Source organism: Ensifer sp. SSB1 (assembly GCF_016652895.1).
Lineage (GTDB): Bacteria > Pseudomonadota > Alphaproteobacteria > Rhizobiales > Rhizobiaceae > Ensifer.
Genome location: NZ_JAEPRP010000211.1, coordinates 1 through 11,397, shown reverse-complemented (window position 1 = coordinate 11,397; position 11,397 = coordinate 1). Strand labels below are relative to the sequence as shown.

General features: G+C 62.5%; 12 protein-coding genes. All 12 read right to left on the bottom strand.

The annotated features are described in order from the left end of the window. Positions 1-1,166: MFS transporter (locus I8N66_RS32840; RefSeq protein ID WP_365888249.1), on the bottom strand; the 1,166-nt coding region annotated here is incomplete at its 3' end. Between the two features lie 54 nt (positions 1,167-1,220). Further along, positions 1,221-2,246, bottom strand: a complete 1,026-nt coding sequence (locus I8N66_RS32835; RefSeq protein ID WP_291163317.1) for an aliphatic sulfonate ABC transporter substrate-binding protein — start codon at positions 2,244-2,246, stop codon at positions 1,221-1,223. A 47-nt stretch (positions 2,247-2,293) separates the two neighbouring features. Then, positions 2,294-3,157 carry an ABC transporter permease gene (locus I8N66_RS32830; protein WP_223729324.1) on the bottom strand — a complete coding sequence of 288 codons (864 nt, stop codon included), beginning with the start codon at positions 3,155-3,157 and terminating at the stop codon, positions 2,294-2,296. An 11-nt stretch (positions 3,158-3,168) separates the two neighbouring features. Beyond that, positions 3,169-4,005 (bottom strand): ABC transporter ATP-binding protein, encoded by an 837-nt coding sequence (locus tag I8N66_RS32825; RefSeq protein ID WP_223729325.1) that lies wholly within the window; start codon positions 4,003-4,005, stop codon positions 3,169-3,171. Positions 4,006-4,018: 13 nt separating this feature from the next. After that, positions 4,019-4,348, bottom strand: a complete 330-nt coding sequence (locus I8N66_RS32820; protein ID WP_291163310.1) for a ferredoxin family protein — start codon at positions 4,346-4,348, stop codon at positions 4,019-4,021. 3 nt (positions 4,349-4,351) lie between these two features. After that, a complete protein-coding gene (locus tag I8N66_RS32815) occupies positions 4,352-5,980 on the bottom strand; it encodes an FAD-binding protein (protein WP_365888247.1) in 1,629 nt (542 codons plus the stop codon). Positions 5,981-6,044: 64 nt separating this feature from the next. Continuing rightward, positions 6,045-6,632, bottom strand: coding sequence for a thioredoxin family protein (locus I8N66_RS32810; protein ID WP_291163305.1), 588 nt, complete (start codon positions 6,630-6,632; stop codon positions 6,045-6,047). A 251-nt stretch (positions 6,633-6,883) separates the two neighbouring features. Then, entirely contained in the window at positions 6,884-7,933 is a 1,050-nt protein-coding gene (locus tag I8N66_RS32805; protein WP_291163303.1) for a sn-glycerol-3-phosphate import ATP-binding protein UgpC, read from the bottom strand. Then, positions 7,933-8,781: a sn-glycerol-3-phosphate ABC transporter permease UgpE gene (gene ugpE, locus I8N66_RS32800; protein ID WP_291163301.1), complete on the bottom strand. Its 849-nt coding sequence runs from the start codon at positions 8,779-8,781 to the stop codon at positions 7,933-7,935. The genes I8N66_RS32805 and ugpE overlap by 1 nt, the downstream gene beginning before the upstream one ends. A 7-nt stretch (positions 8,782-8,788) precedes the next feature. Beyond that, complete coding sequence (gene ugpA / locus I8N66_RS32795) at positions 8,789-9,670, bottom strand: sn-glycerol-3-phosphate ABC transporter permease UgpA (protein WP_223729331.1); 882 nt, start codon at positions 9,668-9,670, stop codon at positions 8,789-8,791. A gap of 65 nt (positions 9,671-9,735) precedes the next feature. Further along, positions 9,736-11,040, bottom strand: coding sequence for a sn-glycerol-3-phosphate ABC transporter substrate-binding protein UgpB (ugpB, locus tag I8N66_RS32790; protein WP_223729332.1), 1,305 nt, complete (start codon positions 11,038-11,040; stop codon positions 9,736-9,738). 59 nt (positions 11,041-11,099) lie between these two features. Next, on the bottom strand, positions 11,100-11,397 hold a 298-nt coding region (locus I8N66_RS32785; protein WP_291163298.1), incomplete at its 5' end, for a hypothetical protein.

The window sequence follows — 11,397 nt, the reverse complement described above, 5'->3', positions numbered from 1 at the left end:
TCCGCAAAGGCGATTGTCGTCAGCGCCGTGAACTGCATCGATCGGGAAAGGCCGCAGGCAATCAGCAGCGTCCACATGAAGATGCGCGGGGTCTCAGCGTCGACGAAAGCGAAGGCACCGATCGTCGCAGCGGCGATCAAGCCATTTACGACGAGCAAGGTGCGGAAGCCGAAAAGACGCAGCGCCGGTGTCGTCACGCTCTTCATCAGAAGGTTGCCGAGGAAGTAGACGAAGACCAGCGAACCCGTCTCGACCGCATTGAAGCCCAGCCCGACCTGGAACAGCAGCGGCAACAGGAATGGCGTCGCGTTGACTGCAAGCCGCCCAGCCGTGCCGGCCGAAAGCGTCGCGAAGGCGAAAGTCGGGATCTTCAGCACCGCCATGTCGAGCAGAGGATGCGACGCGCGGCGAAGGTGACGGACGGCAAAGATTCCGGAGAAAAGGCCGGCGGCCAGAAGACCAAGCGCGCCGGCGCCCCCGCTCGACGAACTGGAAAGCTCCAGACCGGCAAGGGTCAGCGCGAGCGCGCCTCCGGTCAGCACGAAGCCGGTTAAATCAAAGGGCCGCGCTCCCTCGGCCGGCGCGCGCGGCACAAAGAAGGCGACGAGCACGACACCCAGAATGCCAAGCGGCAGATTGATGAAGAAGTTCCATTCCCAGCCAGCATGGGTGGTGATCCATGCGCCGATCAGAGGGCCGATCACGGGGGCGATCAGGGCCGGCCAGGTGATGGTGGCGATCGCCCGCACCAGTTCGGCCTTCGGCGCATCGCGCAGCACGAGCTGACGTCCGACCGGCGTCATCAGCGCGGCGGACGCGCCCTGGAAGAGCCGCGCGGCAGTGAATTCGCCTAGCGATCCTGAAAAGCCGCAAGCAACGGAGGCGAGCGTGAACAGCGCGATGGCAGCGAGAAAGACTTCCCGCGCGCCAAAACGCTCGGCGAGCCAGCCGGCCGGTGGGATGAACACGGCCATCGCCAGAAGATAGGCGGTAAAGCCGATGTTAAGCGTCACCACATCGGTCGCGAACGACGCGGCCATGGCCGGCAGCGACGTCGCTATGATCGTGCTGTCGAGCATCTGCATGAAAAAAGCGACGGCCACGACGGCCGGGACGATGCGGGTACGGTGAAATGGCAGCGGAGAAGAGGAAATGGAGGACATCATTCTAGAAGAAGAGAGGGCGGAGACGCAGCTGCGCCGCCGCCCGAACCTACAGGATCAGTTGCTGGCAGCAACCCTTTTTAGAGCCGCCTCGTAGAAGGAGCGGTCAATCCAGGTCTCATAGTTGACCTTGCCCTTCAGCAGTCCGGCCTCAGCCATGAAGGCCTCCTCACCCTGAAGCGCCTTCAGCGCCGCGTCTGTGATTTCCGGGTCCTGGAAGAATTTTCCATCCGGGTAGGTGGCGCGGACTGCCTTGTCACTACTGCCCGTCTCCTTGACAAAGACCGCGGTCGTCTCCTCCGGGTTGGCGTCGGCCCACCGGGCAGTCGCGATATCGATAGCCAGCAGACGCGTCACGATTTCGGGATACTTGCGGGCGAATTCACCGTTGACGCTGAGGAGATGTGGAACCGCCCAATCGGGGCTGCCCGACACGCCGGCGTCGAAGATCACCCGCGCTCCGCCCTTTTCAACAAGCGTCTGGACCGGGCCGGTGCTTTCCACGATGGCGTCGACGTCACCTCGCGCCAGGGCCGGGCCGGAACTTTCGATACCGAGGTTCAGGCTTTCTACGTCCGCGAGGGAAAGACCTGCGGCTTTCAGTGCCTTGGCGAAGGTCGAGTGACGCACCGTACCAGAGAGATAGGCGACCTTCTTGCCCTTCAGGTCCTCGATCTTCTGGATCGCAGACTCCGGCTTGACGACAATCTGCGTCTCATTCGAACGGTTCCAGCTCGAAAGGCCGATCAGCTTCACGTCGGCGCCGGTCGCCGCAAGGCGAAGCGACGGGTTGTTGCCGATATAGGTGAAATCGATCGCCCCCGAACCGAGCGCAACGGTGGCAGCCGAACCGCCATCGAATGTCGTCAGCTCGATCTTGATGCCATCCTTGGCGAACTCGTCCTCCAGCAGCTTCTTGTTCCGGTAGAGGATGAATTTCAGGTGGCCCGGTGCGGTGGAGCCGATGCGGATGACCTCGGGCTTCGCCTCGCCAGCGAGGGCCGGCGCGGCACCGGCGACCGGCAGGAGCGAGAGTGCGATCGCCAGTTTCAGGAGCGTCCGGCGGAGCGGATTGGATGTCATGGAAGGATCCTTTCGAATTCGGGAGTTCGTTTGAAGAGAGGCAGGGCTCAGTTCGGTCCACTTTCGGCGTTGCCACGCCAACGGGTGGCGCGCCGTTCCCCGGCGACGAGCAGGTAGTTCAGGAGAAGGCCGATGATCGTCAGCGTCAGGATGCCGGCATACATCCGGTCCGTTTCCAGCATCAGCGAGGAGTTCTGGATGAGGTAACCGATGCCGGATTGGGCCGCGAGCATCTCCGCGGCGATGACGGAGAAGAGCGAGGTCTTCACGCCAAGCCGAGCGCCCGCGACGATCGAGGGAACGGCCGAGGGCAGAATGACCTTCTTGAAGAGGTCCCAGTCCGATGTCCCCATGGAACGGGCCGCCTTCACCAGCAGCGGATCCACCGACTTCACGCCGACGATGGTGTTGATCAGCAGGAAGAAGACGGCCGCGTAGAAGGTGATGGCGATCTTCGACGCCTCGCCGATGCCAAGCAGCAGGATGAAGACCGGCAACAGGGCGAATTGCGAGGTATTGCGCAGGGTCTGGACCAAAAAGTCTGACGCCTTTTCGAAGAGCGGATAGCGGCCCATCAGAAAGCCGAGCGGCACGGCGACGACGACCGCAAGCGAGAACCCGATCGCGGCGCGCTGAAGGCTGATGCCAATATGGTCCGCGAGCTGACCGGAGACGATCATTTCCCACAGCACCGAGAGCACCTGGCTCAGAGGCGGGAAGAACAGCGCGTTGATCCAGCCGGCACGCGGTGCGATCTCCCAGAGGAGAGCGAAGGCGACGAGTGCGGGCAGACCCAACGTGATGGTTGAAAAGGTTTCACCGAGGACTGTCGGCGCTTTCTCGGCCGCGCGCTTTCGGCGCGATGAAAAGGTGTTGCGGAGCGGCAGGTTGCGGTCGGCGATCAGACTCATCGGATCCTCCCTTAGTTGGCATAGTTGGATGCGAGCGCCCAATCGCGCTGGGCCTTGACGACCTCGTCACGCAGGCTTTCCCAGACGCGGCCGCGATAGGTATTGAAGGCGGCGCTGTTGCGGATATCGAGGTCGCGCGGGCGCGGCAGGTCAATCTCGACGATTTCCTTGACGCTCGCCGGGCGCGCGGTCATGACGACCACACGGTCGGCCAGGTAGATCGCCTCGTCGATCGAATGGGTGACAAAGACGACGGTCGTCTTGATCTGCTCCCAAATGCGCAACAGTTCGCTTTGCAGGATGTCGCGCGTCTGGGCGTCAAGCGCCGCAAACGGCTCGTCCATCAGCAGCACCTGCGGATCGGTGGAGAGCGCTCGGGCGATTGCCACGCGCTGTTGCATGCCGCCGGAAAGTTGCGAGGGGAAGCGGTCTTCGAAGCCCTTGAGGCCAAAGAGATGCAGGAAATGACGTGCCTTCTCGCGGCGCTCCGCCGCCGGCACACCGCGCACCTCCAGCGCATATTCGATGTTCTGCAGCGCCGTTCGCCAGGGGAAGAGCGCATATTGCTGGAAGACATAGGCGGTGCGGGCGTGCGGCTTGGAGACCTCGATGCCGTCGATGCGGGCGACGCCGGAGGTCGCTTCGGTCAATCCGGCGATGACGTCGAGCAGCACCGACTTGCCGCTGCCGGACGGCCCGACGAGGGTGATGAATTCGCCGCGTTTGATGGTCAGATCGACGCCATCCAGCACCGCAATGCGGTTGGAGGCGACGCCGTCGACCGTTACGGTCTGGCCCTGTTTGAGCGTAAAGGTCTTGCGCAGCGCGCTGACGGCTATGCGTTCCATGGTCGAACTCCCTTCAAACCTGCGCCACGCGGATGTGACGGGTCGGATCATCTTGCGCGCCGCCGGCGCGGCCGCGGTTCCAGCCGAGCGAGCGGGCGTAGGCGCCAAAAAGATCGCGTTCCAGCACCTCGGCCTCCGCAATGCCGACCGGTCCGTGCGCCGCCTCGGCGACGTAGAGTGCATCCGTCGGACAGTAGATTTCGCAGAGGAAACAGGTCTGGCAGTCGTCTTGCCGGGCAATCACCGGCAGGCCCGTTTCGTCGCGATCGAAGACGAAGGCAGGGCAGACCCGTTCGCAGATGTCGCAGCGGATGCAGCGGTCGGCGGAGATGACTTCGATCATCGCTCAACCCTCCCTGGCCGTTTCAAGCACGAGATCTTCACGCACGGCCCTCACCCGATCGAGGCCGGAGACGACGATGCGGCTTGCCTGCCCGTCGTCTTCGGTCGGAAAGTCGCTCCGGCGATGCACACCTCGACTTTCCGTGCGCAAGAGCGCAGCCGCGACCGTCCAACGGGCGCTCGCCGTAACCGACGCCACCTCGCGTGCGCGAAGACGATCGATGCCGACCGCGGGCTTCGCCTGGTTGAGGCCGGCCCACACGCCTTCCAGAATGCGGCGGCTCGTCTCCAGCGCAGCGGCCTTGCGCCAATAGCTCCTGTCGAGCGGCACGATCTCGTCGTGCACGGTGCGGGCGGCCGCGGCAAGATTGACGTCCTCGCGCTGTCCCGCGCCGCGCAAACCCGTTGCACCAAGCGGCCGCAAGCGCGCGATATCACGGTGCTTTCTGCTGCGTGCGTGGCCGGCAGCGCCATGACCGGCCCACCAGCCGCTGGCGATCGCCCAGGAGGCGTTGATGGCGCCGCCGCCGGAAATCCCGCCTGTCACGTTTTCGCGGCTCGCGGCGTCACCGGCAGCGTAAAGCCCGGCAATGCCGGTGCCACAATCGGGGGAGACGATGCGGATACCGCCTGTGCCACGCACCGTGCCCTCGTATTTGAGCTCGACCCTAAACAGTTGCTCGAACGGGTTGATCCCCATGCGGTCGTACGGCTGGAAACAGTTCGGTTGGCCACGACGCAGCCAGTCCTGCATGGCGGGTTCGGCGAGATCGAGCCGGGCGTAGACCGGGCCGGACAGCAGCGCCTCGGCCACTTGCCGCTCGCCGCCGCCGATACCGTTCGTCACCGGCCCGCCGCGCGCGTCCCGCAGCACTTCGCCGTTCTCCCGGTAGAAGGTCGCCCAACGGAAGGGCAGCCCCTTGTTCAGCGAGGAACCGTGCGGTGCGAGCGTGTATTTGCCCGTGAACTCCATGCCGGAAAGGGAGGCGCCGGCCTCCGCGGCGAAGAGATAGCCGTCACCGGTGAGGCCTGTTCCGCCAAGGATGCGTTCGAAGAAGGCGCAGCCGCCGGTGGCGAGCACGACTGCGCCGGCCGAAACGGAAAAGCTTGCACCATTGCGGCGCGCGAGCCCAGCCGCCCCGCCGACATGATGCTCGTCGCCGAGCAGTTCCAGGATCGGATGGTGGTCGAGGATGGTGACGCCGGCCTGCTGCACGCGCTGGCGCATGAACCGCATGTAGTCCGGGCCCCGCAAGTTGGCGATGTAGAGACCGCCATCCTCTTCGCTCGGAAAGGGATACCCCCATTCGACGAGCTTCAGGAGGTTTTCATAGGCCCGGTCCGCCGCGCGCAACATCCAGCGGCGGTCGGCAAGGCCGGCCGTGCGCTTGAAACGCTGTTCGACCGAGGCCGCCCGCCCCTCTCCCGGTGGCACGCACCAGGTCCCCGTATTGGACGGAGCCGTTGCTCCGCTCGTGCCGTGATAGCCCTTGTCCGCCAATACGACGCGCGCGCCGGTCTCGGCGGCCGAAAGCGCGGCCCAGGCGGCGGCAGGACCGCCACCGACGACCAACACATCCGTTTCTATATGTCGCCCCTCTTCGGTGGGCGGTTCCTTGCGACGCGATGCCATGATGTACCGGTATAGGAAAGGGAGGAGCCGGCCGGCGCGACGACCGGCCGTTTGTGAATGCAGATCAGGCGGCGGTCGAGAACCAGGACGGTTCGTTGCCGGCTGTCCATTTGATGTTGCAGCCGATCGAGGGAACCTGATCTGCGTCGGCCACCTCACCCTTCAGTACGGCCTCGACGGCCGCGTGCAGATCCGCACCCGTCACATCCTTGCCGTTGCCGGGCCGCGCGTCGTCGAACTGGCCGTGATAGGCAAGCTTGCGATCACGGTCATAGAGGAAGAAATCCGGCGTGCAGGCCGCACCATAGGCCTTGGCGACACGCTGCGAAGTGTCCTTCAGATAGGGGAAGCCGTATCCGTAGGTCTTCGCCTCAACACCGATCCGTTCCAGCGCTTCTTCCGGATGCGCTTCGGCGTCGTTGCTGTTGATGGCGACGACCGCAAGCCCCTGCGCGGCATGGTCGCGTGCAAATTGCGCCAGCGCTTCACGGATCAACACCACGAATGGGCATCGGTTGGAGATGAAGGCGACGAGCAGCGCCGGGCTGTCCTTGAACTCGGCCAGCGTGAACAGGTTGCCGTCGGCATCGGGCAAGATGAAGTCCGGGGCGCGGGTTCCGAGCGTAATGGGATTGGATTCGGTTTTGGGCATGGTATCCTCCTGGCGAGCCAACAGGACTATTAACGTATAAATTCCATAGATTTTATAGATATTTGTTTGCTCGAAATTGCGGGCTTCTGAGATAATGTTGCCGCGCGTCAGCGCGAAACCGCACGTTCTTTCCGTCTAAGCGCCGTTCTGCCCGCGCAGACTGCTTGTTGGGTGCGGATCAGCGAACAGTGTCCCGCCCCTCTTAAACGGGTCGTGCGCCTTCGGCAGGAAGGTGCGCTCGAAATGCGGCCTCAGCCGCACCGCTGGCCGTTCGCATCGAACATGTGCAGAGCTTCGGCGCTTGCCCCAACTTTCACCTGGTCGCCGATCGCGTTGCGGGCCCGGCCGGAAACGCGAAAGATCAGATCGGTGCCGTTGTCGAGCCTGCCGTGCAGCAGGCTTTCCGCACCGACCAGTTCGATGCCGTCGATGCGGACCGTCGCCTCGAAGGCCGGGGCCGGAGCCCCAGCCGAGATCAGCGAAAGATCTTCGGGACGGACGCCGAGCGTAAAGTCGCCGTCGGGACGCGCCACTTGCGGGGCGAGCGACCATCCCGCCGAGGCATGCTTGCCGTGCAGCAGGTTCATCGAGGGGGAGCCGATGAAGGTGGCAACGAAAGTGGTTGCGGGTCTTTCGTACAGTTCAAGGGGCGTGCCGACCTGTTCGATGCGGCCGGCGCTGACGACGACAAGCCGATCGGCAAGCGTCATCGCCTCCATCTGATCATGCGTGACATAGACGCTCGTCGTACCAAGGGAGCGCTGGAGCCGCTTGATCTCGATACGCATCTGGCCGCGCAACTTGGCGTCGAGGTTCGAGAGAGGCTCGTCGAAGAGGAAGGCGGCGGGTTGGCGAACGATGGCCCGCCCCATGGCAACGCGCTGGCGCTGGCCGCCCGAAAGCTGCCGCGGCTTGCGGTCGAGATAGGGCTCGATCTCAAGCGTCTTAGCCGCAGCGGCGATGCGCCGCTCGATCTCGGCTGGCGGCGTCTTCCGGTTCTTGAGGCCATAGGCGAGGTTCTGCCGCACCGTCATGTGCGGATAGAGCGCGTAGTTCTGGAACACCATCGCAATGTCGCGCTCCGCCGGTTCGACATCGTTGACCTGGCGCCCGCCGATCAGGATATCGCCGCCGGTGATGCTCTCGAGGCCGGCGATCATGCGCAGAAGCGTGGACTTGCCACAGCCCGACGGGCCGACCAGGACGACGAACTCACCGTCCAAGATGTCGAGCGAAACGCCCTTGATCGCGTCGACCGGACCGTAGCTCTTGCGGACGTCTTTCAGCGTAATCTCAGCCATTACTTTTCTGTCTCCACAAGGCCTTTGACGAACCAGCGCTGCATCAGCACCACGACGAGAATAGGGGGAATGATCGCAAGGATTGCGGTCACCATGACATAGTTCCAAGGAGTAGAAGCGTCGGTGAAATCGATCATTCGCCTAAGCCCGATGATGATCGTGTTCATCTTTGCGTCGTTGGTGACGAGCAGCGGCCAGAGATACTGGGTCCAGCCGTAGATGAAGAGAATGACGAAGAGTGCCGCGATGTTCGTTGCCGACAGCGGCAGCAGGATATCCCGCATGAAGCGGAACGGACCGGCATTGTCGATGCGCGCAGCTTCCACCAGTTCGCCCGGTATCGTCAGGAAGAATTGGCGAAAAAGGAACGTCGCCGTTGCCGAAGCCATCAGTGGCAGCGTCAGTCCGGCATAGGTGTCGATCAGACCGAGGTCGACGATCACCTTGTAGGTCGGCAGGATGCGCACTTCGACCGGCAGCATCAGGGTGATGAAAATCATCCAGAAGAACAGCATCTTCAGCGGGAAGCGGAAGAAGACGATCGCGAAGGCGGAGAGGAAGGAGATCACGATCTTGCCGACGGCAATCGCGATCGCAACCACCGTCGAATTGAACAAGAGGCGCTCGAGACTGACGCCGACTACGCGCTCGACGCCACCGCCCACCGCCTCCCGGTAGTTCTCGACGAGATGATCCCCGACCGCCAGCGACATGGGTGGGCGCACGATCTCGATCGAAGTGTGCGTGGAGGCGACGAAGGTGTAGTAGATCGGCAGCGCGACGATGATGATCCCGATCACGAGCACCAGGTGGCTGATCAGGGTTGATATGGGACGGTTCTCGATCATCGGCGTCTCACGAATAGTGGACCCGCTTCTCGACGAAGCGGAACTGGAAGGCCGTCAGCGCGATCACGATGATCATCAGGATCACGGATTGGGCCGCTGAACTGCCGAGGTCAAGATTGACGAAACCGTCATTGTAAACCTTGTAGACAAGCGTCTCGGTCGCCTTGGCCGGACCACCACCGGTGACCGCGTGAATGATGCCGAAGGTGTCGAAGAACGCGTAGACGGTGTTGACGACGAGGAGAAAGAACGTCGTCGGCGCGAGCAGAGGGAAGACGATCGTCCAGAACCGTTTGGTTCCGCGAGCACCGTCGATTGCCGCCGCTTCGATCAACGATTTCGGGATTGCCTGCAGGCCGGCAACGAAGAAGAGGAAGTTGTAGCTGATCTGCTTCCAGGCCGCGGCGACGATCACCAGCAACATCGCCTGGTTGCCGTTGAGCAGCGGATCCCACGCAAAGCCGTTCCGGCGCAGAATGTAGGAAAAGGTCCCCATCGCCGGATTGAACATGAACAGCCACAGCATGCCGGCTACGGCCGGCGCGACCGCATAGGGCCAGATCAGAAGCGTGCGATAGACGTTGCGCCCGCGCACCACACGATCGGCGGCCGTCGCCAACAGCAGCGCGAGAGCCATCGACAACAGCGCTGTTGCGAGGCTGAAGACCACCGTGACCTTCAGCGAATGCAGATAGTCCGGATTGGCGAGGATCGCCCGGAAATTGGCAAGGCCGACAAAGCCGGATTTCAGGCCGAACGGATCTTCGCGCAAGACCGATTGGTAGAGCGCCTGGCTCGCCGGCCAAAAGAAGAAGATGACCGTCAGGACGATCTGAGGCGCCAGCAGAAGATACGGCAGCACCTTGTTTGGAAACACGACGGACTGCATGAAACCTCCCCTCCAAGGAAAACCAGTCCGCACCGCGGTGCGGTGCGGACATTTCGTCTAGAGGATCAGTTCCCGATTGCAGTCTTGATCGCTGCGTTTGCCTTTACCACACCTTCGCTCAGCGCCGTCTTTGCGTCCTTCTGGCCGGCAAGCATCGCTTCGAACTCTTCGTTCAGGATGTCGCGAACCTGCGGCAGGTTGACGAGACGAACGCCCTTCGAATTTTCGGTCGGCGCCTTGCCCATCATCTGCTTGATCGGCGTTTCGCGGCCCGGGTTCTTTTCATAGAAACCGGACTTCTTGGTTTCTTCATAGGCAGCAAGCGTGACCGGCAGGTAGCCCGAGACCTGGTGAAGCTGAGCCTGGGTTTCCGTTTTCGACAGGAAATGGAAGAACTCGGCCACGCCCTTGTATTCAGCGTCGCTCTTGCCGGCAAAGACCCAGAGACTTGCACCGCCTGGTATCGTATTCTGCGGGCCATGGCCTTCATAATAGGGAAGCTCGCCGACGCCATAGTTGACGCCCGACTTGACGATGTCGCCGAGACCACCGGAGGACTCGGTCAGGATCGCGCACTCGCCCGACATGAAGAGTTGCTTTGCTTCCGAGGTACGGCCGCCGTAGCGGAAGGTGCCGTCCTTGGCGAGGTCGGCAATCGACTGGAAGTGCTCGACGAAGAGCGGGGCGTCGATCTTCAGTTCGACTTCGAGGCCGGCAAGGCCGTTTTCGTTCGTGCCGTAGGGCACGTTGTTCCAGGCGGCGAAGTTTTCGGTCTGGATCCAGGTCAGCCAGGTCGAGGTGAAGCCACAATTGGCCGCCCCGCTTGCCTTGATCTTCTTCGCCGCTTCGAAGACCTCAGGCCATGTGGCCGGCGGCTTGGCCGCATCGATGCCGGCCTTGGTGAAGGCGTCCTTGTTGTAATAGAGGATCGGGGAAGACGAATTGAAGGGGAAGGACAGCATGGTGCCGTCCGACTTGGAGTAGTAGGCGACGATACCCGGCAGGTATTGATCCTTGTTGAACTCGTAGCCACCCTTCTGAAGCACGTCCACCACCGGCACCACGGCGCCTTCGGCGCCCAGCATCACGCCGCTGCCGGCATCAAATACCTGCAGGATGGCCGGAGCCTGCTTCGAACGGAATGCCGCGATGCCGGCATTCAGCGTTTCGGCGTAGGTCCCCTTGAAGACGGGGACGACCTTGTATTCCGACTGGCTTTCGTTGAACTCCTTGGCAAGCCGTTCAACGGTTTCGTTGTTGGCGCCAGTCATTGCATGCCACCAGGCGAGTTCCGTCGCCGCGAAGGCACTCGAGGCGGCAAAGATCGAAAGCGCAGATGTGGCCGCAAGGGTCCATTTCAAAACTCTCATGGCGGTTCCTCCCATTGTTAAGACGACAAGTCACAATGTTCAGCCGCGTTTGACTCTCCTCAATCAGACGCGCCTGACTTTCGTAGCGAAAGTGCGCCGATTAAAAACGAACGATAACGAACCCGCAAGAGAAAATAGAACGAGGAATCCGCAGATTTTTCACGTTGGAATATTCGTTCTGCTTCATATACCAATGCGCGGGTGAAACGGGCGGACGCCCAAACGGACTTGGCCCCGCGGAAGGAACTGTCACAGGGCCGCCGGCCGCGCCATGCGCAGCCTTCTTGTCCCGGACAGTCGAGGAGATCGAGATCCAGTTCGGCCTTGCCAACTGAGCCGCCGCGCCTTGCGGGGTAC

Bases quoted from the DNA above. Each gene is read 5' to 3' on its own strand.
- I8N66_RS32835 (WP_291163317.1), bottom strand. From the start codon at position 2,246: ATGACATCCAATCCGCTCCGCCGGACGCTCCTGAAACTGGCGATCGCA.
- I8N66_RS32830 (WP_223729324.1), bottom strand. From the start codon at position 3,157: ATGAGTCTGATCGCCGACCGCAACCTGCCGCTCCGCAACACCTTTTCA.
- I8N66_RS32825 (WP_223729325.1), bottom strand. From the start codon at position 4,005: ATGGAACGCATAGCCGTCAGCGCGCTGCGCAAGACCTTTACGCTCAAA.
- I8N66_RS32820 (WP_291163310.1), bottom strand. From the start codon at position 4,348: ATGATCGAAGTCATCTCCGCCGACCGCTGCATCCGCTGCGACATCTGC.
- I8N66_RS32815 (WP_365888247.1), bottom strand. From the start codon at position 5,980: ATGGCATCGCGTCGCAAGGAACCGCCCACCGAAGAGGGGCGACATATA.
- I8N66_RS32810 (WP_291163305.1), bottom strand. From the start codon at position 6,632: ATGCCCAAAACCGAATCCAATCCCATTACGCTCGGAACCCGCGCCCCG.
- I8N66_RS32805 (WP_291163303.1), bottom strand. From the start codon at position 7,933: ATGGCTGAGATTACGCTGAAAGACGTCCGCAAGAGCTACGGTCCGGTC.
- ugpE (WP_291163301.1), bottom strand. From the start codon at position 8,781: ATGATCGAGAACCGTCCCATATCAACCCTGATCAGCCACCTGGTGCTC.
- ugpA (WP_223729331.1), bottom strand. From the start codon at position 9,670: ATGCAGTCCGTCGTGTTTCCAAACAAGGTGCTGCCGTATCTTCTGCTG.
- ugpB (WP_223729332.1), bottom strand. From the start codon at position 11,040: ATGAGAGTTTTGAAATGGACCCTTGCGGCCACATCTGCGCTTTCGATC.